Genomic DNA, 22,690 nt, shown 5'->3' with positions numbered 1-22,690 from the left:
ACAACCGGCAGCAGCCCCCGGGTTTCGACCCGTACCAATACCGGGAGCCGCCGCAGGTGATCCGGCGCGATCCCAACTACCGGCCGCCGCCGCCACCGAAGCCACCGACCCCGCCGGACCCTCGACATCGACGCCCGCCGCCACCGCCGCCTCCTCTGCAACGGAGGCCTCCGCCGCACCGGCCGCCACCACCACCACCGCCACGGGCGCGTCGGCCGGCACCGCAGGCCCGCCCACCTGCGCCGCCGTCGCCGCCGGCACCGAAAAAGCCTCGGCGCAAACGTCATTGGGGCCGGATGCTGCTTGTTCTTCTGCTGCTGTTCGTCGTCGCGGTCGTGGGCGGTGGGGTCTGGATCGACTCGTCGCTGCACCGCACCCCGGCACTGGCCGACTACCCGGACCGACCCACGGCGGGATCAGGTACGACATGGCTACTCGTGGGGTCGGACAGTCGACAGGCGCTGACACCCGAACAACAGGCAGAGTTGGCCACCGGCGGCGATCTCGGCGGCGGCCGCACCGACACGATTCTGCTGGTCCACATCCCCGGTCTCGGATCGAGCACGCCGACCACGATGGTTTCGATCCCGCGCGACTCGTACGTGGACATCCCCGGCTACGGCAGCGACAAGATCAACGCGGCATTCCTGGAAGGCGGGGCGCCCCTGCTGGCGCAGACCGTGGAACAGGCCACCGGGCTCCGCTTGGACCACTACGCCGAGATCGGTTTCGACGGGTTCGCCGTCATGGTCGACGCGGTGGGCGGGGTGACCATGTGTCCCGCCGAGCCGATCGACGATCCGCTGGCGGGGATCAACCTGCCCGCGGGCTGTCAGGAGCTCGACGGCCGCACCGCGCTCGGCTATGTCCGTACGCGCGCCACGCCGCGCGCAGATCTGGACCGCATGGTGAATCAGCGCGAGTTCATGTCCGCCCTGCTGCACCGCGCCGCCAGTCCCGCGGTGTGGCTGAACCCGCTGCGCTGGTATCCGATGGCCCACGCCGCATCGGGGGCGGTCACCGTCGGCCAGGAGGACCACATCTGGGACCTGGCGCGGCTCGGTTGGGCGCTGCGGGGGGACGTCACCACGACGACGGTGCCGATCGGCGAGTTCACCGAGGGCGATTCGGGATCGATCGTGGTGTGGAACAGCGAGGTCGCCGATCAATTGTTCGCCGCGCTGAAAACCGACGCGCCGGTACCACCGGAGGTCATCGACGCGCAGCCCTGACGGGCGGCCTTCTTGGCGGTTGTAACGTCATGGCGCGATTCAGGCTGATTCCTCGCCGTGCGGTTACGCGCGACAACGCCCACGCGGCGCGCTCTAGTCGCTCTGCACCCCGGTCAGTCCGTTCTGCAGCCAGTCCTTGGTGCGACCCGGGTGGTTCGTCGCCACCCACGCGACGCCGACGTCTCGGCAGTAGCGCACGTCCTCGTAGTGGTCGACGGTCCAGCAGTACAACGCTCGGCCCTGTGCGGCGGCGCGATCCACCAGTTCGGGGTGCTCACGCAGCGTCGATATCGACGGGCCCACCGCGGTCGCGCCGACGGTCGTCGCGGCGCTGCCGCCGAGAAAACGCGACGTATCGCCGAGTAGTACGGTCGGCAGCATCGGCGCCGCGCGCCGGATGCGCCACACCGCTGCCGCCGAGAACGACATCACCACGGCGCGGGACAGATCGGCCGAGGCCGGCGCTGCGACGCCGTAGCGATGCAGCAGTGCGAGGACCTTGCTTTCGACCAACGCGCCGTAGCGCACGGGATGTTTGGTCTCGATGAAGAGCTTCACCGGGCGGTTCCAGTCCAGCACAAGCTTGACGAGGTCGTCGAGCGTCAGCAGTCCCGTGTCACCGGTCGCACCGTCGTCTTCCCGACTGGGATGCCAAGCGCCGTAATCCAATTCGCGCAGCTGAGCCAGCGTCATCTCGCTGACCAGTCCGCTTCCGTTGGACGTCCGGTCCACCCTGCGGTCGTGCACGCAGACCAGGTGACCGTCGCGGGTCAGCCGCACATCGCATTCGACGCCGTCGGCCCCTTCCTTCAGCGCCAACTCGTAGGCAGCCAGGGTGTGCTCGGGGAGTTCACCGGACGCACCGCGGTGCGCCACGACGAACGGATGGCCGGCGAGCGTGCCGTCGCCCGAGTTCATAGGTACCTATGCTGCCGGGTTTTGGCCTTCGGACTCAACCGCAGCGGCATTCTCGCGTTCGGTGTCGCGTCGCACCTCGGTGTTCACGGCGGCGTCGGGCACGATCACCCAGCGCTTGGACGGCTTCTCGACGGGTTGGCGCTCGAACCCGTCGAACACTTTCATGGCGAGCAAAACGGCCGCCAGGGCCAGCAGATACGCCACGGTGGTCGTCACCGTGTTGTTGGCGATGGCCTGGGCCTCGGTGGCGAAGCTCGTCGCGATGGAGAACACCGACACCGTGGTGCTGGCGACCCACACCAGCCACCACACCGCGATGGGTCTGCGCAGCCAGGTGAACCGCTCCTCGACGCCCGCCAGCTCGATGACGAACACCGGCGCCCAGGCCAGGTTGACGACGGGCACCAAGCAACCCGCACGGAGCGACCACAGCGACCGCGGGTCCGGCTGCCCCCGGTAGGCGTAGGCGGCGGCTCTGCGGCCGATGAGCCAATTCGTCAGCACTACCGCGCTGGCGACCACCATGAACATCGCGATGACACTGAGCACGACGCCGATCCACGTCACGCCACCCGCCACCCACGGGTTCAGCAACCTGCTGCGGTTGACGATGAGCAATGCGTAGCGCACCAGATGCGCGAGCGCCGCCGCACCGAGCACGGCCATGGTCACGACCAGAGTGGTTCGCACCATCCCGGCGGAGGGGCCCGGGCGCTGCGGGGCCTGCTGCTGGTCGATCGAATCGAAACGGTCGACGAGGCCCCAACGCGGGATGAACGCGTAGCGCGGCGTCGGACCGAGGGGGCGACGAGTCCGGCGCGGTGGGGGCGCCGATCCTGGACGGACCGCGATCCAGCGATAGCCCTGCGGCAGTCTCCTAGCTGACGGCGGGGTACCGAGGCCGGCAGTCGGCCCCCACCCCCTACCTGCCGGTGGGGTCGTCCCCAGCGCAGCGGAGTCTGGACCCGTCGGCGCGAGCAGCGTGCCGTTGCAGCGCGGGCACCAGTCCCGTCGGCGGTCACGCACGTTCCAGCGCGTTCCGCACGTGGAACAGACCTGGATCATCCGACCAGCCTAGCCAGCGATTGTCGACGGCTGCTCAGACGGCGCCCGCACCACCGTCGTCGGTGACCACCGGTCGTCCGGCGTCGGCCCAAGCGTGCATGCCACCGCTGACATTGATGGGCGCGTACCCGTTCTGCGCCAGGTATTCGGCGACCCGCTGCGAGCGGCCCCCGACCCCACACACGACGTACAACGTGGCCGAGGGGTCGATCTCGGCGACGCGGGCCGGAATCTGCCCCATCGGGATGTGCCGGGCGCCTGGCGCGTGGCCGCGCTGCCATTCGTCGTCTTCGCGAACGTCGAGCAAGATCACCGATTCGTCGAAGGTCGCCGGAACGGTGGCGATGTCGGCCTGCGGGACCGCGTCGGAGTCCATCCGCCAATGCTCGCATACGACGGCGGGTCCACCCAGGCCAGCAATTCCCGGCTATCCACAGTTTCCACAGGTTCATCCACAGGCCCAAGATCAGGGCAATAGGAGTCTGAGCCGGTGAATCTGTGCGGTTGCTCAAGATCAGTGTGGATAAACTGGGATGTGATCAAGACGACAATCAACAGCCGGAGCGGGCCTGAGCGAAATACCTCGCCAGACTAACCATTCGCTTCTTGACGGCTGTCGATTATTTTGTACCCCCCACCTGCAGTTCTAAACGCCTCTCCGCGCCGATTTCTTCCGAGGAACAGCAGGGGTTATGATCGCGGTCACAACATGGGTATTGTGACCGATCTCACCGGGGAGGGTATCGATCGTGCAGGTCAGGAGCTGTTAATGACGTCGTCGCATCCGATGGGTCCGGGGTCCGCGGTACCGCCTTCTGAGTGGCATTCCTCGGCGAACACGTACACCCGCGGCCAGTTGATGGCCTGCATGCGGGCCGGTGTGATCGCGCTGGTCCTGTTGGGCGTGCTCGCCCTGATCGTCCTGTACTGATCGACGTCTCCCGGGACGCAACTCACTAGGCACGAAAAAACGGGCCTGCTCGCGATGAGCAGGCCCGTCCTCGTGTCCATTTACTAGGCGGGCGGGTAGACGCCCATCTGCTTGCCCTTGTCGGTCTGCCAGAAGATGTCGGCGATCTCGTCGATCGTCTTGAGCAGCTTCTCGGCGACGGCGGCGTCGAGAGACTTCTTGACGTCACCAGCGCCGTGCACGCCGTCCCAGAACAGCTGGTGCAGGTTGGGGAACTGCTCGAAGTGGTCCTTGGTGAAGAAGTCGGCCCACAGCACCATCAGGTGATGCTTGACCTCTTCGGCCTGGCGCTCCTTGATGATGATCGCGCGGGCCTTGAAATGGTCATCGTCCGAGTCGTGGTACTTCTGGATCGTCTTCAGGCACGAAAGCGCCTCGATCCTGGCCTGGGCCGGATCGTAAACACCGCAGTACAGGTCGCAGTGGGCGTGGGCAGGGGTGGCGTTGTTCATGAGTCGATGCAGCATGGCCCTAACCTACCCTTCGAGGGTGCCGCGAAACCATCCTCCACCCCGTTGGCCATTGCGTTTGTTCAGGGTGGTCGAGGACTCGATGCGCCCGGCATTGCGACCGGGCGACGGTTTGGTGGCATGGCGCGGCGGCGTACCCCGCGCCGGCCAGCTGCGCTTGTTCCGCGACCCTCGCCGGTCCACCCGTTGGCTCGTCAAACGAGTCGGCGAGGTGTACGGCACCGGCCCGAACGCGATATTCCAAGCCCGGTCGGACAATCCCACAGCGCCGGGCGCCGTCGACTCCCACGAACTGGGATGGGTGTCCGCGGCAGGCACCTATCGCGTCGTCTACACGGTCCGGGGATCAGGCCGCCGCGACCAATGATGCGTGTCCGCTTGCGCGCCAGTGAGAACCTGCGCATTCTGGTCTGATCGACCCACAGTCGTGTCGGGCTTTACCGAACAACGATGGTGCGGAGGCGAGATGGAGATGGAATCCGGTCGGGCGATAGAGATCGCCCCGTTTCATTCGCGCGGATCACTCAAGGGCTTCGTGATCTCGGGCCGCTGGCCGGATTCCACCAAGGAGTGGGCACAGCTACTCATGGTCGCTGTCCGCGTGGCATCGCTTCCTGGATTACTCTCCACCACAACGATTTTCGGTGCACGCGAAGAGCTACCCGATGAACCGGAGCCCAACACCGTCGGCCTCGTTGTCGCCGAGGGTACGGTCGTCGGCGAATCGGCGGTTCCGCCAGGGTATTTCGCAGAGCATCAGCCACCGGCCCTGTTGATGCTGCATCCACCGTCCGAGACCATGCCGTCGCTGCCGGAGTGCTCGGGTGCGGCATCGGGCTGCGTACTGCTGCCCGGTCTTCCCCATCTGGGTCTCGAACATCGCGCGGCCTGGGTCGAGGCGGAAGCCGACGGCACCGTCACGTCGATGGTGAGCAGGGTCGGTGTCGACCCGATCAGCCACCCCGACACCGCGATCCTTGCCATGCTCCTTGCCGCGTAAGGGTTTTCGAAGGCAGCCGAACCCGCAAACCTGAACGGTCGATTCGGCTACCCGAAATCATTGCGCGGACTGGCGTGCCGCCACAACCGTCGCTACAGTCGAATCATCAGCGAAGGGGAGTAGCCCCCAATCGTCGTGTCGACATACTGGCGAAAGCCCGGCCGACGAACCGCACCTCAGCACGAGGGGTGGTGGGCGAGACCTTCGACCGTTTTTTGGTCGAAAGGTCTCACCCAACCCATGGTTACCGCAATTCTCATCAGCCTCGCGGTCGTGTTCGTGGCCGAACTCGGCGACAAGTCGCAGCTGATCACCATGACCTACGCACTGCGCCATCGATGGTGGGTGGTGTTGTCGGGCGTCGCGGTCGCCGCCACGCTCGTGCACGGACTGTCGGTGGCGATCGGCCATTTTCTCGGCCTGACACTTCCCGAACGACCGATCGCCTTCGCCGGGGCCATCGCGTTCCTGTTGTTCGCGATCTGGACGTGGCGCGAGGGCCGCACCGGTGACGACGACGATGAGGTCCGCATCGCCGAGCCACGTTTTGTCATCTTCGCCATCGTCTCCTCATTCGTCCTCGCCGAGCTCGGCGACAAGACGATGCTGGCCACCGTCACCCTCGCCAGCGATCACAACTGGCTGGGCGTCTGGATCGGGGCCACCGTCGGAATGGTGCTCGCCGACGGCGTCGCGATCGCGGCGGGCGTCCTGCTGCACAAGCGCCTGCCCGAGGGCTTCCTGCACCGGCTCGCCAGCGTGCTGTTCCTGGTTTTCGGCCTCTGGCTGCTGTTCGACGGCGCGCTCGGGCTGCGCTGGGTCGCGGTGGCGGTCACCGGGTCGGTGGTCGTCGTCGTCGGCACCGTGGCGCTCATTCGCTTCGCCCGGAGGCAGGATTCGGCACCAGCGGCCGCATCGACGGCGACGTCCTCACGCAATTCCCCCTAGCGCAGGTTCGCGCCGCCGGCAACTATTGCCCGTACGGATGCGAACCCGCTATTTGCATACAAACAGCAAATCTTCGATCCACCATTGCGAGTGGCTGTGGACGTTGCCGGTGGTGAAGATCGGGATTACTGTGGCAATCGGGGCAATACCCCGAGTGCGGCAATTCAGACGATGTCGAACTTATTTGCCCGACCGCACCATGTGGGCGCCGTTCTTGCGTACTCTGACAATGTCGCCACTGGTGAGAGAGCCCTGAGATCGCGGAAGGTGGGTTAACTTTCCTAGTTTGCACTTGGGTTTGGGCACAACACTCGCTACGATGATCAGCAAATACGCCGCCAAATAGTCCGCTCGTCTACGCATGTGGAGGTCAATACCGATGAGCAAGACGTTCGCCGCCCGTCTAAACAGACTTTTCGACACGGTCTACCCGCCCGGGCGCGGTCCGCATACTTCCGCCGAGGTGATCGCTGCGCTCAAGTCCGAGGGCGTGACGATGTCGGCTCCATACCTGTCCCAGCTGCGCTCTGGCAACCGAACCAACCCCTCTGCAGCGACCATGGCTGCCCTTGCCAACTTCTTCCGTATCAAGCCGGCATACTTCACCGACGACGAGTACTACGAGAAGCTCGACAAGGAGCTCACCTGGCTGGCGAACATGCGGGATGAAGGTGTCCGTCGCATTGCGGCGCGCACTGTCGGCCTGTCGGTTGAGGCCCAGCAGGACATCGTCCAAAAGGTCGATGAGCTGCGTCGCCAGGAGCATCTGGACGATTAGCCCGCCATCACCGGCATTGCGGTCGCCGGCGAAGTCATTACGTAGCGGTCTTCTCTGACCTCACGAGCGTGCGGTACTGCGTGGCAATCTCGAGGATCCACTCGCGATCCGAGTAGACGCTGGGCTGCCGCAACCATCTCAGACCGGGGAACTTCAGGTCCCCGTTCTTCCGTGCACCCTCGCGGCCGGCGTAGATCCACAGCGCGACGGCGTGCGCCTGCTCTTCTGGTGGCACGGGTGGCGGCTCCATCTCGGCGTCCTCCCCGTCGATGTCGCCGTCGCCCTCCTCGGCGTCACGATCGACGAGCGCACCGGTCGCGCCGACCCGCTTTCGCGTGACATCCGCAGCCGTCGCCTCCAGAAACAACGCATCCGAGATCAACGACATCCGTTCAGCCACCCGGAACGCGAGCGGACCGCGGGGACGCACGCCGATACCGACGTCCGGATGCCGGCGTCCCAGCTCGTCCAGCAGCGGCTGGATCGCCCGGAGTTCGCGGCGCGCACCGAACCAGTCCTCGATGCTCGGCAGCAGCGAGCCCGCGGCGACCACCAACATCGCGCATCCGAGCAGGGTCGCCGCGGCGCCCACCCCCACGGGTCCGGTCCGGTGCACGGCCCGGAAGAAGAAGAAGCCCGACGCGAAGACGATCAGCACGATGCCGATCGTGAACACGAACAACGCCCTGCCGCGACGGCTGCGGTTCGAGTATCGCAGTCCGGCCCACGACACCAGCGTCAGCGCCAGCAGTACGTACAGCAGCGGCAACAGCCAGGGCAGCGAGTTGCCGTCCGCGGCCAGGGTCCGCTGCAGGTACTCCTCGGGCGCCATCTCCGGCTGCTGCCCCGCCGAGAAGAACGCCACCAGGCTCACCACCGCGATGACGACCGCGACGCCGTACTGCGCGATCGCGATCCTGCGGATCGTGGCCGGCTTACGCCCGGACGCCACCGTGGTGATCATCACGCAGCTGCCCGCCGCGCACATCACGAGCGCCACCTGCGACAGACCCATCGAGATGTTCGGCCACCGCAGCACGGTGTCGACGAGGAGCGTCAGGGGCTGCCAGTTCAGCGCGGCGACCAACCCGAGGCTTCCCAGCGCGAGGATCATCGCGGTGCTCACCAGTGATTGCTTGTTGACCAGCGCCCATCCGATACGTAAACCGGTGGCCAATCCGAGCAGACCGGCGATCACCCAGACGATCAACCAAACGCCTCTCCGAGCCGGACCTGGACGATGGAAGCGCGATCGGAGGGCAACCGCCCCAACCGATACAGCAGCAGCGCCGCGAAGTCCTCGGCTTCCTGCTCCGCGTCCTCGCCATTGGGTCCCATACATCCGGTGCGCTGGTTCAGCATGTAGCCGATCAACTCCGAGCTGGCAATTTCAGTGTTCTCCAGGGCGGCCTCGACGACCGGCATGCCGTCGTGCCCGAGGACCAGGTGGCCGAGCTCATGTGCGAGGGTGCGGTCCCACGCCGGCAGACCCTTTTGAATCAGAAACACGTCGCGATCGGCGTATTGACGCCATTGCCCGCACACACCCGGCGGCAAATCGGCTGTTTTCAGCTCGATCGGACGCCCCCTGTCCTTGCTGACCGCATCGACTAGTCGGGTGAGCGACACCTCCCCGTGGCGCGGAGCGAGGTCCAGAACCGCACTCACTGCGCGGGTGACGTTGCGGCTGGCAGGCATACGTTCCCCCTTTCGACGAATCCACTATGCGCTGTTCGGGTCGCCGAAGCAGCGGTTCCCCGTCAGTTCAGTCCACAAATCTTGCGGCGCCTCCGGCGCGTACCGCGTGCCCCGCCTTTGCCTGTCGGTAACCGACGAGGCCACCGACACCGGTGAGAAGCACCATGCCGACGAGACCGGGTGCCGCCACGAGGGCAACCTGTGAAATCCCTGCATTGCGTAGGTACTCGGTGTACCCGGCTCGGTATGACGCGGGTGGGGCTGCGACGTTGCTGGCCGTCTCGGCCGGCGGCGCCTGCCGCCCGGCGGGCGGCTCGGCCGCGGGTCCGCGCGGCGAGGCCGGGACCGGCTCCGTAGGTAACCCGCGCGGAGCTGCGCCACGAGGGATTCCCATCGGGGGCGCCACGACGATCGGCAGGGCGATCGGCGCGACCGGAAGTTGCGGCACGGCAATGCCGATGCCGGGTTCGGCGTCGACCACGCCCGGCTGCGACGGCGTGTGCTCGGGCAGCAGATGCGGCGGCAGTTGCATCGGCGGCGCATGCGGCCGGCCCGCCGGCGGCCGGATGGGTGGGCCCGCGCCGCCACCGTCAACGGGGGGCTGCGGGTCGGGTGGCCAGGGCCAGCAGTCGTCTGGATCTTCCTCGCCCGGCGGTTCTTCCCAGGGGGGCTCTTTGGGTGGCGTTTCGACGCCTCCGCCGTCCTCGCCGTCGACGGGTTCGCCTTCGTTTCGCTTTTCGTCGTCCTCGGTCTGCGGCGTCTGATGGGGCACGCGTCCGCTGCCGAATCTGCGTTCACGCGGCTTACGACCGTCTGGCTCGTCGCCGCGAGATCCGGTGCCCGGCGACGCGTGGTCTCGGCGGCCCGGCCGCACCGCCGACGGCGCTCCCCCGTGTTGCCCGGATTCGGTCCTGGCGCCATCTCCGTCGTCGGCCGCGACCGAGCCGGGCGCCGGGGTCGCATTCGCGGGAGTATTGCCGGCACCGACGACCAACAGCCCGTAAGCCACGAGGAAGCCGGCCGCGGCGATGCCCACACGCGAACCCACTTCTGCACCACCCATCACACGCATCGCCGCTGCGGATTTGCTGTCAAGCGATTGTCGCACAGGTACGTTGGCCGGTTTGCCCTCGACCGAATCGGCATTCCCTCGGGCCAGGGCCACGGGTGACACGCACCGGGAGATAGTGTTGTGCGGCATCGACAACGCGACCGGGAGACTGCTGGGATGAGCCTGTTCAAGCGCAAAACCCGCGCCACCCGAAAGGCCGAGGCCCGCGCCATCAAGGCGAAGGCGAAACTCGAGGCCAGACTGGCGGCCAAGAACGAAGCTCGCCGCATCAAGGCCGAGCACCGGTCGGAAACGCGCGCCCTCAAGGCTCAGCTCAGGGCCCAGCGCGACACCGACCGGGCCGCGCTCAAGGTCGCGGACATGCAGCTGAAGGCCGCGCGCGAAGGTAAGTTGTTCTCGCCCACCAGAATTCGCCGCTTCCTCACGATCACCCGGCTGCTCGCACCGGTGGCGGTTCCATTGGTGTACCGGGCCTCTATCGCTGCGCGTGGTTACGCCGACGAGCGTCGCGCTGCCCGCCTAGGTGTTCCGCTGAGCCAGCTCGGTCAGTTCTCCGGCCACGGCGGTGAACTCTCGGCGCGGATCGCCGGCGCCGAGCAGTCGCTGCGGATGGTCGCCGAGAAGAAGCCCAAGGACGCCGAAACGAAACAGTTCGTCGCGGCGATCACCGATCGCCTCGGTGATCTGTCGGCCGCCGTCGCTGCGGCGGAGAACATGCCACTCGCGCAGCGGCGTTCAGCCCATGCCGCCATCGCCAAGCAACTCGACGGCATCGACGCCGACTTGATGGCCCGGCTCGGCCTGGTCTGACATGCGCGCTGCCAAGCAGCTTGCCGCCGTCATAGTTCTCGTACTCGGCTTGGCGGCGGGAACACTGGGCAGTGCCGGTGTCGCTGCCGCGCACGCCGCCCGAATCGCGTCCGACCCCGTCGAAAATGCCTCACTGCCACACGCACCGGCCCGGGTCAGCGCGACATTCAACGAGGAGATGCAACCCCGGTTCGCGGCGATGACGGTGGTCGGTCCCGACGGCAACGTGTGGTCCACCGGCGAGCCGGCGGTCGACGGCACCGTCATCAGCGTCGGGGTCCGTCCGCTCGGCCCCTCGGGCAGATACACGGTGAACTATCGCGCCACATCGGCCGATGGCCATGTCGTGTCGGGCTCGTGGTCGTTTCAGCTGACCGCGGCGGGTAGCGGTGTCGCCGGACCGCCTGCCGGTGCCGCGCCACCGGCCGCTGATTTGTCCGGTACATCCGAGGACGACGGCGGAGTTCCGGTGTGGCCCTTCTACGTCGGCGCCGTACTGATCGTCGGTGCCGGTGTTCTGTGGGCGGCGCGGCGCCGGACGTGAGACGTTCCGCGGCGCTCGCGGGCGGGACACTGGTGGTGGTCGCCGCGTCGGTGGTGGCATGGGCGTTGGCGTACCCGCAGACCTCACTGCCGGTGACGCTCGTGCGTGCGGTTGCCGACTGCGCGGTGGTCGTCTGTCTCGGACTCGCGGTCGTGCCGACAGTCGACGACGAGCGCCACCGCCGCGAACTCGTCGGTCGCGCCACCGTGCCGTTGTCCGCCGCGGGCGCGGTGTGGCTGGTGGCCGAACTCGGCCTGCTGATCGCCGCGGCCGCCCAAGCCACCGCGGTCCCGGTCTGGCGACTGGGCGCACCGACGACGGTCAGCTTCGCGGTGGACACCGCGGCGGGGCGCGCAGGGACGCTCGCTGTTGCGGCCGCCGCAGCGCTGTGCGTGGCAACCGTCGCGGCGCCGCGTACCGCGGCGGTCAATGCCGTGGTGGCCGGTCTTTCCGCGGTCGGCCTGACGAGCCGCCTGATCACCGGTCACTTCTTCGAAAGCGCGCTCGGCGGGCTGGCGCTGACCGTTCACACGCTGGCGGCCGCGCTGTGGTGCGGTTTGCTGGCGGGCCTGGTGCTGACGGTCGACCATCGAGGTCAGTGGGCACGTGTCCTGCCGCGGTTCTCCCAGTTGTCCCTGTGGTGTGTGCTAGCGCTGCTGCTCGGCGGCGCGGTGGCGGCGGTCGACCGGCTCGGGTCGCCCGCCGAGGTGTACTCCACCGGCTACGGCCGGCTGCTGACGGCCAAGGTGGCGGTGGCGGCGGTGCTGATGCTGATGGGCTGGCGTAACCGCACGATCTGGGTGCCCGCGGCACGGACGCACCGAAGCACCGCCGTCCTGTCGCGATCCCGCGCGCTGGTCGAATTGGCGGTGATGGCCGTGGCGCTCGCTCTCGCGGCCGGTCTGGCCGCCACCGGTTAGCGCTATAGCCGACCTGGCATGATGGGGGCCACTGCCGGTACCCGCGCTGACGCCGGACGTGCGCAGACAAGACACTGCAAAGGAGCAGCCGATGGCCGACGAGCAGGACCGACCAGACGAAGGGGCCCAGTCCACGCCGCCTGCGGCCACACCGCCACCCGCAGCGCAGCCACCCGCAGCACCGCCCCCACCGGCAACACCGGCGCCGGCCAAAAAGGCTCCCGCCAAGGCCGCGAAGAAGGCACCTGCCAAGAAGGCCCCGGCGAAGGCTGCGAAGAAAGCCGCCCCGGCGAAGAAGGCTGTCCCGGCCAAGAAAGCCGCGAAGAAGGCCCCGGACACGAAGGCTCCCGCTACGCCGGTGCCACCGAAGCTGGCGGATACCAACGGCGACCTCACCGCGGCCGCGCGTGAAGCCGCGGCCAAGGCCAAGGCCACTGTCGCCACCGCGAGCAACCCGGTGGCCGGACCCGCGCCGGTGCCGTTCATCGGACCCGAGCCCTCCCGGCTGCCGATCGCTGCGGCCATCGCTGCCGGTGTGCTGGCCATCCTCGTGGTGCTGATCGTGCGTCGCGGCTCTGACGAGGGCTGAACCGAATTCACTTGACCCTCACGCGACGTCAGGGCCGATAGTGGCGTCATGGACGCGAAGACCGTTGGAGCGGTAGCCGCACTCACCGGCGTCTCGGTACGCACCCTGCACCATTACGACCACATCGGTCTGGTGGTGCCGAGCGTCCGCACCCCGGCGGGGTACCGCGGTTACACCAATGCCGATATCGAACGGCTGCACCTGGTGTTGGTGTACCGCTCCGTCGGGCTGCAACTCGAGGACATCCGCACACTCCTGCTGGACGACGGCGATGCCGATGTGCTCGAACACCTCCGGCGGCAGCACCGGCTGCTGCTGGAACAGGCCGACCGGCTGCAACACACGATCAAGGCAGTGGAGGAACTGATGGACGCGCACCGCAGCGGTATTCAGCTGACCGCGGAGGAACAGATCGAGATCTTCGGCACCACCGCGTTCGGGGAGGAGTACGCCGTCGAGGCTGAACAGCGTTGGCGGCAGACCGACGCGTGGAAACAGTCGCAGCAGCGGGCCGCGGCGTTCACCAAGCAGGACTGGATCGACATCAAGGCAGAAGGTGACGCGTTGTTGCAGGCGCTGGCCGAGGCCAAGCGCGACGGCGTCCAACCGGGGTCCCCGGTGGCCCACGAACTGGTCGCCCGGCATCGTGCCGCGATCGAGAGGTTCTACGACTTCGGCGGCGAGATGCACCGCAACCTTGTCGAGATGTATGTGGCCGACGAACGGTTCACCCGCTACTACGACGACGTCGAGCCGGGTTTGGCGCAATTCGTCCGCGACATCGTGATCGCTAGCATCGACGAGTGAGCATCGATTTCCGTCCCACCGCAGACCTCGTCGACGATATCGGCCCGGATGTCCGCAGCTGTGATCTGCAGTTCCGCCAGTTCGGCGGACGATCCGAGTTCGCCGGACCGATCACCACGGTGCAGTGCTTCGAGGACAACGCCTTGTTGAAATCCGTACTGTCCCAACCGGGTAACGGCGGTGTGCTCGTCATCGACGGCGGGGGTTCGCTGCACGCCGCGCTCGTCGGTGACGTCATCGCCGGCCTGGCCCTCGACAACGGCTGGGCCGGAATCATCATCAACGGTTCGGTCCGCGATGCCGCGACGCTGCGCACGCTCGACATCGGCGTCAAGGCACTGGGTACCAACCCTCGCAAGAGCAGCAAGGACGGCGCCGGTCAGCGCGATGTCACCGTTGAGTTCGGTGGCGTGGCGTTCACCCCGGGCCACATCGTCTACAGCGACGACGACGGGATCGTCGTCGTCGCCGGCTAGCGCTGGATGACTAGGCCGAGGCCGTCACCCGCGCACGGTGTTTGGAGAACTTCAGCGCCTCGTCGTCGACCTTGCCGCGACGGATCAGCCGCAGATCCAGCAAGTAGTTCTGCTTGAGACGCCACGGCGCGATGTGTCCGGACTTGGGCAGGTAATCCAACGCGCGCAACACGTAGCCGGGAGTGAAGTCCATCAGCGGAGCCTCGTCGACACGGTCTCCGGGATGCTGAGGTTCGACGGTGTCAAAACCCTTGGCATCCATGTAATTGATGACCCGGCAGAAGAACTCGGACACCAGGTCGGCCTTCAATGTCCATGACGCGTTCGTGTAGCCGATGGTGAACGCCATGTTGGGCATGTGCGTCAACATCGTGCCCTTGTAGGCCATGGTCTCGTTCAGCTCGATCGGCACCCCGTTGCGACTGATCTCTGCGCCTCCGAAGAGCTGCAGGTTCAAACCCGTTGCGGTGACGATGATGTCGGCTTCCAGCTCGTCCCCCGACGTCAGCCTGATGCCGGTCTTGGTGAAACGCTCGATCGTGTCGGTGACGACGTCGGCCTTGCCCTTCTTGATCGTCTTGAACAGATCGCCGTTGGGCGCCAGGCACAGTCGCTCGTCCCACGGGTTGTACCGCGGACCGAAGTGCTTCTGGACGTCGTAACCCTCGGGGAGTCGCCGCTGCGCCATCGTCATCAGTTGCTTGCGCATGAAGTTCGGGAATCGCCTGCTGATTCGGTACTGCGCGAACTGGAACAGAATGCTCTTCCAACGATTGAGGACGTACGCCACCTTGGTCGGCAGCATCTTGTTCGTCTGGACGGTGAACGGATCCACGTCGGGCAGCGCACCGATGTATGTCGGCGAGCGCTGCAGCATCGTGACATGCCCTGCGCCTGAATTGGCAAGGGCCGGAATCAGAGTCACCGCGGTCGCGCCACTGCCGATGACGACGATCTTCTTGCCCGTGTAGTCGAGGTCCTCGGGCCAGTGCTGCGGGTGGATGATCGTGCCCTCGAAGTCGTCGCCCCCCGCGAACTCCGGCGAGTAACCCTGGTCGTAGTTGTAATAGCCACTGGCCGCGAACAGGAAGGAGGCGGTGATCTCACGCTCCTGGCCGTCGGTCTCGACGCGGACGGTCCAGCAGTTGTCGGCGTCCGACCAGTCCGCGCCGAGGACCCGGTGGCCGTAACGGATGTGCTTGTCGATGCCGTACTCGGCGACCGTCTCCTTCAGATACGACATGATCGACGGCCCGTCGGCGATGGCCTTGTCCGACGTCCACGGCTTGAACCGGAAGCCGAGGGTGAACATGTCGGAGTCCGAGCGGATGCCGGGGTACTTGAACAGGTCCCAGGTGCCGCCGAGGTTGTCGCGACGCTCCAGGATCGCGTAGCTCTTGGTCGGGCAGCGGTCCTGCAGGTGCCAGGCGGCGCTGATGCCGGAGATGCCGGCTCCCACGATGACGACGTCGAGGTGTTCGCTCATGGTACCGGAGCGTATCAACGGTGTGTCGAGATAGTCAACAGTGTGTTGAGAATATCGACACTGTGTAGACTCAGGCCTTGTGACCACCGCCAGCCGACCGCGCGCCACACGCGCCCGTCGTTCGACCCGACCGTCCGGGGACGACCGTGAGCTGGCGATTCTTACAACACTGGAGAGTCTGCTCGAGGATCGCCCGTTGGCCGACATCTCGGTCGACGACCTCGCCAAGGGAGCGGGTCTGTCCCGGCCGACGTTCTACTTCTACTTCCCGTCCAAGGACGCGGTACTGCTGACGCTGTTCGAAAGGATTCTCGCCGAGGCCGACGCCACCTTCGAGGGTCGGGCCGACGACTACGCCGGCAACCCGGCGCGCGCTTGGCACGACAGCATTTACGCCTTCTTCGAGCCTCTGCGCACTCACCTGGCCGTGGTGCTCGCCGGCGTCGGGGCCACCGCGACCAATGCGGAATTGCGCGAACTCTGGTCGACCTTCATGCAGAAATGGGTCGACCGCACCGCTGCTGTCATCAACGCCGAACGTGCCCGCGGCGCAGCCCCGGACACCGTGCCTGCCCAGGACCTCGCCGCCGCCCTCAACTTGATGAACGAGCGGACCATGTTCGCCTCGTACACGGGCCAACGCCCGTCGATCGCCGAAGACTCCGCGCTCGACACCGTTGTCCACGTCTGGATCACCAGCATCTACGGCAAGACCCCCCAATAGTCGTACCGCGATGCGAACATATGTTCGTGTCCCGAGTCGGATCGACGGCTCAGCCGTCGGCGACGATCCTGCACGCTGATCTCGACTCCTTCTACGCATCGGTCGAGCAGCGTGACGACCCCGCGCTGCGCGGCAGGCCGGTGATCGTCGGTGGCGGCGTTGTGCTCGCCGCCAGCTACGAGGCCAAGGCCTACGGAGTTCGCACTGCGATGGGCGGGCGGCAGGCGCGCGGCCTGTGCCCGCACGCGATCGTCGTGCCGCCGCGGATGTCGGCGTATTCCGAAGCCAGTCACGCGGTATTCGAGGTGTTCCACGACACCTCGCCCATCGTCGAGCCGCTGAGTGTGGACGAGGCGTTCCTCGATGTCTCCGGCCTACTTCGGGTCTCCGGCACCCCGGTGGAGATCGGCGCGCAACTACGCACGGCGGTGCGCGAGCGGGTGGGGCTGCCGATCACCGTCGGCATCGCCCGCACCAAGTTCCTGGCCAAGGTCGCCAGCCAGGAGGCCAAACCCGACGGCCTGCTACTCGTTCCGCCGGACCGTGAGCTCGCCTTCCTGCATCCGCTGCCGGTGCGACGGCTCTGGGGGGTCGGCGCCAAGACCGCTGAAAAGTTGCACGCACACGGCATCGAGACCGTCGCTGACGTCGCCGAGTTGTCGGAGTCGACGCTGTCGTCGTTGTTGGGCGGGGCGATGGGCTATCGGCTGTTCGCGTTGTCCCGCAACATCGACCGCCGGCGGGTCGTGACGGGTGTGCGACGCCGTTCGGTGGGTGCGCAGCGCGCCCTGGGCAGGCGTGGCAACACGATGTCGGACGCGGAGGTCGATGCCGTCGTCGTCAACCTCGTCGACCGGATCACCCGCCGCATGCGCAAGGCCGGCCGCACCGGACGAACTGTGGTGCTGCGCCTGCGTTTCGACGACTTCAGTCGCGCGACCCGGTCCCACACCATGCCGCGGGCAACCGCGTCGACCGACATGATTCTCGACGCCGCACGCACGCTCGTCACGTCGGCCGCCCCGCTGATCGCCGAACGCGGCCTGACCCTCGTGGGTTTCGCCGTGTCCAACATCGACCGCGACGGCGCACAGCAACTGGAGCTGCCGTTCCCGCCCGCACCCGCCCACGACGTCATCGCGTTGGACGACGCCGTCGACCAGGTGCGGAAGCGCTACGGCAACGCCGCCGTGATGCGCGGCGTCCTGCTCGGGCGCGATCCGGGGCTCGAGATGCCGCACCTGCCGGACTGACCGGGACTTACGAATTGAGTAATCTCACTCAGCCGCCGGTGCCGCCGTCACGCCAGGCTGAAACCCATGAACACTTTGAATGCTCCGTCGAATAACACCGCCGCGTTCTTTCTGCAGGCCGCCATCGCGTTCGGCGTCAGCCTCCTTGGCGTACTCGGCGGGATCGTCTTCCTGCCCCTGGACATGTGGCAACGGATGTTCCTCGCCATGACGGTCCTGTTCCTGGTCACCAGCGCGTTCACCCTGGCGAAGGTCATTCGAGATCAGGAAGAAGCCGCCACCATTCGAGTTCGGCTGGACGAGGCGCGAATGGAAAAGCTACTGGCAGAACACAATCCGTTCACCACGTCCACCTGAGGAAGGCCTACGAGCTGGTCCAGTCCAACAGCTTGTCGGCCGGCCACGTATTGACGATCCGCTCGGCCGGCACCCCCGCGTCCAGCGCACGCTGTGCACCGTAGCCCAGAAACTCAAGCTGTCCCGGCGCGTGCGAGTCGGTGTCGATGGAGAAGACGCAGCCGATCTCGAGCGCGAGGTTCAGCAGGCGGGTCGGCGGATCCCGACGCTCGGGCCGCGAGTTGATCTCGACGGCCGTGCCGTTGTCGTAACACGCGGTGAAGACCTTCTCGGCGTCGAACTTCGATTCGGGCCGCACACCTCGACCGCCGGTCACCAACCGTCCGGTGCAGTGGCCCAGAACATCGGTATGCGGATTGGCCACGGCCTTGAGCATGCGACGGGTCATCGCGGTCGAATCCATGGACAGCTTGGAATGCACGCTGGCCACCACGACGTCGAGGCGCTCGAGCAGTTCGTCCTCCTGGTCGAGCGACCCGTCGTCGAGGATGTCGACCTCGATTCCGGTCAGAATGCGCATCGGCGCGACCAACTCGCGGATCTCGTCGATCACGTCCAGTTGTTCGCGTAGTCGCTCGGGTGAGAGCCCGTTGGCCACGCGCAGCCGCGGCGAGTGATCGGTCAGCGCGCAGTACTCATGGCCCAATTCCATTGCCGCCAGCATCATCTCCTCGATCGGCGCCGAACCGTCGGACCAGTTCGAGTGCACATGCAGATCGCCGCGCAGGGCGGTGCGGAGATCGCCGCCCCCGAGATCGACTGCGTTCGAGCGTAATTCGACAAGCACGTCGGGTTCGCCGCCAGCCCAGGCCTGCGCGATGACCTTCGCGGTCTTGGGCCCGATGCCCGACAGCGACTGCCAGCTGTTGGCCGCGCCGTGACGATCACGCTCGGCATCCGTCAACGCCTCGACGATGTCGGCGGCGTTCCGGTAGGCCATCACCCGGCGGGGGTCCTCCCGCGCCCGGTCCTTGTAGTAGGCAATCTGGCGCAGGGCGATGACCGGATCCATGGTTTCAGTGTGCCCGGTCAGGGCCGGCGTCGAACCCGCGGTTTGCGTCCACGGCGTGGACCTCGATACCATCGATTGCGAATTCGTTCAATCCATCAATTGGCTAGGTTGTAGGAATGCCGCATCCCTTCTCAAGTGGTCCCGAGCTACCGCTCTACGAAATCAAGGCCAACTTGTTCAAGGCGCTCGCCCATCCGGCGCGCATTCGGGTGCTCGAGATCTTGTCGGCCAGCGACCGAGCCACGTCGGTCGGTGAGATCCTCGCCGACACCGAGCTGGAACCGACCCTGTTGTCCCAGCACCTCGCCGTACTCAAGCGGCACCACGTTGTCACCGCGCAGCGCGTCGGCAACGCGGTGTACTACGAGCTCGCGCATCCCAAGATCTCCGAACTGCTCGTCATCGCGAGGAGTTTCCTCACCGATGTCCTCGGTGCGCACCGCGACCAGTGGGAAGCGCTGCAGAGACTCCCGCCCCTTGGTCGTGACCAGTGATCGCCGCAGTCGGCGATCTCGCCCGCCTGTTGCCTAACCGACGCGACTATGCGGAACTGGGGTCGTCGTGGCGCCGTGACATCCTGGCCGGCGTCACCGTCGGTGTCGTCGCGCTGCCGCTGGCGCTGGCATTCGGCATCAGCTCCGGAGTCGGCGCGGCCGCCGGGTTGATCACGGCGGTGGTGGCCGGCCTGGTCGCCGCAGTCTTCGGCGGTTCGCACGTGCAGGTTTCGGGGCCGACGGGTGCGATGGCTGTGGTCTTGGCACCCGTCGTCGCCCAATTTGGCCTGGCCAGCGTCGCGCTGGTGACGGTGCTCGCCGGCATACTCGTCCTCGCCGCCGGCCTGACCGGCCTCGGCCGGGCGGTCACCTTCATCCCGTGGCCCGTCATCGAGGGATTCACGCTCGGCATCGCGGCGATCATTTTCCTGCAACAGATACCCGCCGCGCTCGGGCAAGGCATTCCGGCCGGTAGCCGCACACTGAGCGCCGCGTGGGCCGCCGTCAGTCACATCGAATGGGCATCCGCGGCGAAAACCCTTGGTGTCGTTGGGGTTGTCGCCGTTTCGATGGTGATACTGCCCCGCCTGCACCGCGGTATTCCGGAATCGCTCACAGCCGTGGTTGTCGTGACGTTGGCCGTCGCGGCGTTCGGCATCTCGGTGGCCAGCATCGGCGAACTGCCTTCGCGCCTGCCCACACCCGTACTGCCACATGCTGACGGGGCCGCCATGCGCACGCTGGTGGGTGCCGCATTGGCGATCGCTGCGCTGGCGGCAATCGAATCACTCTTGTCCGCACGGGTCGCCGCGACCATGGCACCCACGGGTCCCTACGATCCCGACCGCGAGTTGGTCGGCCAGGGCTTGGCTTCGGTCGCCTCGGGTGCGTTCGGCGGTATGCCCGCGACCGGTGCCATCGCGCGTACCGCCGTCAACGTCCGCTCCGGCGCGCGCACGCGAGTCTCGGCGATCGTGCATTCGCTCGTATTGCTCGCTGTCGTATATCTCGCGACGGGACCGGTGTCGGCAATCCCGTTGTCCGCGTTGGCAGGTGTACTCATGGTGACCTCGTTCCGGATGATCTCGGCGGGCACTGTCCGCAAGATCCTGCGATCCACCCGGTCGGACGCATTGACGTTCATCCTCACCGCCGCAATCACGGTGTGCTTCGATCTGGTGGAGGCCGTCGAGATCGGCATCGTCGTCGCGGCATTCTTCGCGTTACGTGCCGTGGCGCGGCGCAGCAGCGTCGTCCGCGAGGACCTTCCGGATGTCTACCGCCCCGGCGATGAACAGATCGCTCTTCTGCGACTTGATGGCGCAATGTTTTTCGGCGTGGCTGAACGTATCTCGAGCGCGATCGTCGACGCCGATCATCCCCATACATCCGTGGTGATCATCCGGATGTCTCAGCTGGGCATGCTGGATGCCACCGGCGCGCACACGCTCGCGCAGATCTGCACCGAGCTGGAAGCTCGCGGCATCACGGTGATCATCAAGGGCGTTCGGGACGAGCACATGGACTTGCTGACCAACGTCGGTGTCTTCGAGACCCTTCGTCACGAGAACCATCTGCTGGACTCGCTCGATGAAGCGATCCGCCACGCTCGCACCCATGTGGCCCGTCAGCCGCACTGACACCGAGCGTGCTCAGCGCCCACTCCACGCAGGGTCACGACCCGTCAGCCCGACGATCCGGTCCAGCACCGGAGCATCGTCGGGAACGGCCACTGCACGGTCGAACAGCCCCTCGACGGGCTCTTCCGCCGCGAACTGTGCGACGTGCGGCACCACCGCGTCGGCCGTGGCGGCGTCGATGTCATATGGCTGACCGGTGGCCTTGGCCAGATCCCAACCGTGTACCACCACCTCCGTCAGAGCGACCATCCCCGCCACGTCACCGGGAAAGTCGACGCCGCCGGCCCGGCTCATGCCCTGCCAGGCATCGGGTTCACCGAATGCCGTGGCCAGCTCCGACAGGCGCTGTGGGTATACGGTGCGCCAGTCATCCTCGAGCGCTCCGTCGAAGGTCGGCGGTGTGTCGGTCAGTGGTCCGAAGTCCTTGCGCGCGGCCGCGGTGAACGCCAGCGCCAGGCCCCCGATGTGCGCGACCAGTTCCTCGACGGGCAGCTTCTCGCACGGGGTGGATGCGCCCAGCTGATCGTCGGTCACGTTCGCCAACACCTGGGCTGTGCGTCGGCAGGCTGAAGTCATATCGATCATGTCCGTACAGACCGCCGGCACGGCCGGAACTCATCGCCCGCCGCGCCGCTCCGTTGCGCCCTGGACCAACGCGGACACCTGATTCTGGGCGCCGCCCGCGAAGAACAGCATCTCGTCACCGGCCTCGAGCACGTCGTCCGGCTTCGGGAACACGATCCCGCTCTCCCGGATCACGATCGCCAGCGCGGCGTTCTCCAGCAGCGGCAGATCGCGCATCCGCTGACCGACCAGTGGATCGCCGTCGGGCAGCGTCAGTTTCGCCAGGCTCACCTGTCCCTGGCGCAGTTCCATCAGCCGCACGACATGGCCGATGTCGATGGCGCCCTCGATCGCGGCGACCAGGGCCGCGGGTGCCGAGACGGCGACGTCCACACCCCATGACTCGGTGAACAGCCACGCATTACGCATGTCGTTGACGCGCGCCACCACTCGGTCGACACCGAACTCGGTCTTGGCCAGCAGCGAGGCCGTCAGGTTCACCTTGTCGTCGCCGGTCGCGGCGATCACCACGTCGCAGGTCTGGATCCCCGCGTCCTCGAGTGAGGTCAGCTCGCACGCGTCGGCCAGCAGCCAGTCCGCGTCCGGCACAGTGTGCGGTTCGTAGTGGCGAACGTTGTGCTCGATCAGCAACACCTTGTGGCCGTAGCCGAGCAGTTCCTGGGCGACGGAGCGACCGATCGCCCCGGCACCCGCGATGCCGATGCGCATCTTCGGTCGTTCATCGACGCGGCCCGACTCCTCGGATTTTCGCCGCGTCAATCGGAACATCGGTTCATCGTCGCACCTGACCACGGCGCTTCGCGGCCGTGGTAGGTGTTTACTGCACGTCAAAGCTCATTGGC

At 66.7% G+C, this 22,690-nt stretch carries 28 protein-coding genes; 17 read left to right on the top strand and 11 right to left on the bottom strand.

Annotation, left to right across the window (positions count from 1 at the left end):
- The first annotated feature begins 59 nt into the window (after positions 1-59).
- The gene (locus G6N42_RS22450) at positions 60-1,232 is read left to right on the top strand and encodes an LCP family protein (RefSeq protein ID WP_410506629.1); all 1,173 of its coding nucleotides are present in this window, start codon (positions 60-62) and stop codon (positions 1,230-1,232) included.
- Positions 1,233-1,325: 93 nt separating this feature from the next.
- Here the strand turns inward: G6N42_RS22450 and G6N42_RS22445 are convergent, their stop codons facing one another.
- Genes G6N42_RS22445 through G6N42_RS22435 form a run of 3 tightly spaced genes read right to left on the bottom strand, consistent with a single transcriptional unit; the run spans position 1,326 to position 3,591 of the window.
- Positions 1,326-2,150, bottom strand: a complete 825-nt coding sequence (locus G6N42_RS22445) for a glycerophosphodiester phosphodiesterase (RefSeq protein WP_163733046.1) — start codon at positions 2,148-2,150, stop codon at positions 1,326-1,328.
- A 6-nt stretch (positions 2,151-2,156) separates the two neighbouring features.
- A complete protein-coding gene (locus tag G6N42_RS22440; RefSeq protein WP_163733043.1) occupies positions 2,157-3,215 on the bottom strand; it encodes a DUF4328 domain-containing protein in 1,059 nt (352 codons plus the stop codon).
- Between the two features lie 34 nt (positions 3,216-3,249).
- The gene (locus G6N42_RS22435; protein ID WP_163733041.1) at positions 3,250-3,591 is read right to left on the bottom strand and encodes a rhodanese-like domain-containing protein; all 342 of its coding nucleotides are present in this window, start codon (positions 3,589-3,591) and stop codon (positions 3,250-3,252) included.
- Between the two features lie 342 nt (positions 3,592-3,933).
- Here G6N42_RS22435 and G6N42_RS22430 point away from each other — a divergent pair, with 342 nt between their 5' ends.
- Positions 3,934-4,146 (top strand): hypothetical protein, encoded by a 213-nt coding sequence (locus G6N42_RS22430; protein ID WP_163724422.1) that lies wholly within the window; start codon positions 3,934-3,936, stop codon positions 4,144-4,146.
- 83 nt (positions 4,147-4,229) lie between these two features.
- Here the strand turns inward: G6N42_RS22430 and sodN are convergent, their stop codons facing one another.
- Positions 4,230-4,652, bottom strand: a complete 423-nt coding sequence (sodN, locus tag G6N42_RS22425; protein ID WP_163733038.1) for a superoxide dismutase, Ni — start codon at positions 4,650-4,652, stop codon at positions 4,230-4,232.
- 55 nt (positions 4,653-4,707) lie between these two features.
- Between sodN and G6N42_RS22420 the strand changes: the two genes are divergently transcribed.
- The 4 genes from G6N42_RS22420 to G6N42_RS22405 all read left to right on the top strand — a co-directional run bounded on the left by G6N42_RS22420 (position 4,708) and on the right by G6N42_RS22405 (position 7,381).
- On the top strand, positions 4,708-5,022 hold the full coding sequence (locus G6N42_RS22420) for a S24/S26 family peptidase (RefSeq protein WP_163733035.1): 315 nt from the start codon (positions 4,708-4,710) through the stop codon (positions 5,020-5,022).
- Between the two features lie 99 nt (positions 5,023-5,121).
- A complete protein-coding gene (locus G6N42_RS22415; RefSeq protein ID WP_083127798.1) occupies positions 5,122-5,655 on the top strand; it encodes a peptidase in 534 nt (177 codons plus the stop codon).
- Between the two features lie 240 nt (positions 5,656-5,895).
- Positions 5,896-6,603: a TMEM165/GDT1 family protein gene (locus tag G6N42_RS22410; RefSeq protein ID WP_163733033.1), complete on the top strand. Its 708-nt coding sequence runs from the start codon at positions 5,896-5,898 to the stop codon at positions 6,601-6,603.
- A gap of 379 nt (positions 6,604-6,982) precedes the next feature.
- A complete protein-coding gene (locus G6N42_RS22405; RefSeq protein WP_083127744.1) occupies positions 6,983-7,381 on the top strand; it encodes a transcriptional regulator in 399 nt (132 codons plus the stop codon).
- A 37-nt stretch (positions 7,382-7,418) separates the two neighbouring features.
- Here G6N42_RS22405 and G6N42_RS22400 read toward each other — a convergent pair whose 3' ends face one another.
- From G6N42_RS22400 to G6N42_RS22390, 3 genes are all read right to left on the bottom strand, one after another.
- Positions 7,419-8,591: a hypothetical protein gene (locus G6N42_RS22400; RefSeq protein WP_163733030.1), complete on the bottom strand. Its 1,173-nt coding sequence runs from the start codon at positions 8,589-8,591 to the stop codon at positions 7,419-7,421.
- Complete coding sequence (locus G6N42_RS22395) at positions 8,588-9,079, bottom strand: ImmA/IrrE family metallo-endopeptidase (protein WP_163733027.1); 492 nt, start codon at positions 9,077-9,079, stop codon at positions 8,588-8,590. The genes G6N42_RS22400 and G6N42_RS22395 overlap by 4 nt, the downstream gene beginning before the upstream one ends.
- A 67-nt stretch (positions 9,080-9,146) precedes the next feature.
- The gene (locus tag G6N42_RS22390; protein ID WP_163733024.1) at positions 9,147-10,127 is read right to left on the bottom strand and encodes a hypothetical protein; all 981 of its coding nucleotides are present in this window, start codon (positions 10,125-10,127) and stop codon (positions 9,147-9,149) included.
- Between the two features lie 180 nt (positions 10,128-10,307).
- Between G6N42_RS22390 and G6N42_RS22385 the strand changes: the two genes are divergently transcribed.
- From G6N42_RS22385 to rraA, 6 genes are all read left to right on the top strand, one after another.
- Entirely contained in the window at positions 10,308-10,961 is a 654-nt protein-coding gene (locus tag G6N42_RS22385; protein ID WP_163733021.1) for a DUF6474 family protein, read from the top strand.
- A gap of 1 nt (position 10,962) precedes the next feature.
- Positions 10,963-11,505: a copper resistance CopC family protein gene (locus G6N42_RS22380; RefSeq protein WP_163733017.1), complete on the top strand. Its 543-nt coding sequence runs from the start codon at positions 10,963-10,965 to the stop codon at positions 11,503-11,505.
- The gene (locus tag G6N42_RS22375) at positions 11,481-12,425 is read left to right on the top strand and encodes a copper resistance D family protein (RefSeq protein WP_163733014.1); all 945 of its coding nucleotides are present in this window, start codon (positions 11,481-11,483) and stop codon (positions 12,423-12,425) included. Before G6N42_RS22380 ends, G6N42_RS22375 begins: the two co-directional genes overlap by 25 nt.
- A gap of 91 nt (positions 12,426-12,516) precedes the next feature.
- A complete protein-coding gene (locus tag G6N42_RS22370; protein ID WP_163733010.1) occupies positions 12,517-13,014 on the top strand; it encodes a hypothetical protein in 498 nt (165 codons plus the stop codon).
- A 48-nt stretch (positions 13,015-13,062) separates the two neighbouring features.
- Complete coding sequence (locus tag G6N42_RS22365) at positions 13,063-13,821, top strand: MerR family transcriptional regulator (protein ID WP_163733007.1); 759 nt, start codon at positions 13,063-13,065, stop codon at positions 13,819-13,821.
- Positions 13,818-14,297, top strand: a complete 480-nt coding sequence (rraA, locus tag G6N42_RS22360) for a ribonuclease E activity regulator RraA (protein ID WP_163733004.1) — start codon at positions 13,818-13,820, stop codon at positions 14,295-14,297. The genes G6N42_RS22365 and rraA overlap by 4 nt, the downstream gene beginning before the upstream one ends.
- A 10-nt stretch (positions 14,298-14,307) precedes the next feature.
- On the opposite strand, the gene G6N42_RS22355 is transcribed toward rraA, so the two are convergent.
- A complete protein-coding gene (locus tag G6N42_RS22355) occupies positions 14,308-15,783 on the bottom strand; it encodes a flavin-containing monooxygenase (RefSeq protein ID WP_163733000.1) in 1,476 nt (491 codons plus the stop codon).
- A 79-nt stretch (positions 15,784-15,862) separates the two neighbouring features.
- Between G6N42_RS22355 and G6N42_RS22350 the strand changes: the two genes are divergently transcribed.
- From G6N42_RS22350 to G6N42_RS22340, 3 genes are all read left to right on the top strand, one after another.
- Positions 15,863-16,507 carry a TetR/AcrR family transcriptional regulator gene (locus G6N42_RS22350; protein WP_163732997.1) on the top strand — a complete coding sequence of 215 codons (645 nt, stop codon included), beginning with the start codon at positions 15,863-15,865 and terminating at the stop codon, positions 16,505-16,507.
- A gap of 20 nt (positions 16,508-16,527) precedes the next feature.
- Positions 16,528-17,760, top strand: a complete 1,233-nt coding sequence (gene dinB / locus G6N42_RS22345) for a DNA polymerase IV (protein WP_163732994.1) — start codon at positions 16,528-16,530, stop codon at positions 17,758-17,760.
- 66 nt (positions 17,761-17,826) lie between these two features.
- A complete protein-coding gene (locus tag G6N42_RS22340) occupies positions 17,827-18,117 on the top strand; it encodes a YiaA/YiaB family inner membrane protein (protein WP_163732991.1) in 291 nt (96 codons plus the stop codon).
- A 7-nt stretch (positions 18,118-18,124) separates the two neighbouring features.
- Here the strand turns inward: G6N42_RS22340 and G6N42_RS22335 are convergent, their stop codons facing one another.
- Positions 18,125-19,129, bottom strand: a complete 1,005-nt coding sequence (locus G6N42_RS22335) for a PHP domain-containing protein (protein WP_163732988.1) — start codon at positions 19,127-19,129, stop codon at positions 18,125-18,127.
- Positions 19,130-19,245: 116 nt separating this feature from the next.
- Between G6N42_RS22335 and G6N42_RS22330 the strand changes: the two genes are divergently transcribed.
- Together G6N42_RS22330 and G6N42_RS22325 are read left to right on the top strand one after the other, a co-directional pair.
- A complete protein-coding gene (locus tag G6N42_RS22330) occupies positions 19,246-19,623 on the top strand; it encodes an ArsR/SmtB family transcription factor (protein WP_163732983.1) in 378 nt (125 codons plus the stop codon).
- On the top strand, positions 19,620-21,263 hold the full coding sequence (locus tag G6N42_RS22325) for a SulP family inorganic anion transporter (RefSeq protein WP_410506621.1): 1,644 nt from the start codon (positions 19,620-19,622) through the stop codon (positions 21,261-21,263). Before G6N42_RS22330 ends, G6N42_RS22325 begins: the two co-directional genes overlap by 4 nt.
- Positions 21,264-21,275: 12 nt before the next feature.
- Here G6N42_RS22325 and G6N42_RS22320 read toward each other — a convergent pair whose 3' ends face one another.
- Positions 21,276-21,848 carry a TIGR03086 family metal-binding protein gene (locus G6N42_RS22320; RefSeq protein ID WP_163732980.1) on the bottom strand — a complete coding sequence of 191 codons (573 nt, stop codon included), beginning with the start codon at positions 21,846-21,848 and terminating at the stop codon, positions 21,276-21,278.
- Between the two features lie 30 nt (positions 21,849-21,878).
- Complete coding sequence (locus tag G6N42_RS22315) at positions 21,879-22,556, bottom strand: potassium channel family protein (RefSeq protein ID WP_163737995.1); 678 nt, start codon at positions 22,554-22,556, stop codon at positions 21,879-21,881.
- Positions 22,557-22,690: the final 134 nt, after the last annotated feature.

The organism is Mycobacterium gallinarum (assembly GCF_010726765.1).
GTDB lineage: Bacteria > Actinomycetota > Actinomycetes > Mycobacteriales > Mycobacteriaceae > Mycobacterium > Mycobacterium gallinarum.
Note: the sequence above shows the minus strand (reverse complement) of the source record. Positions and strands in the feature narration are given on the sequence as shown.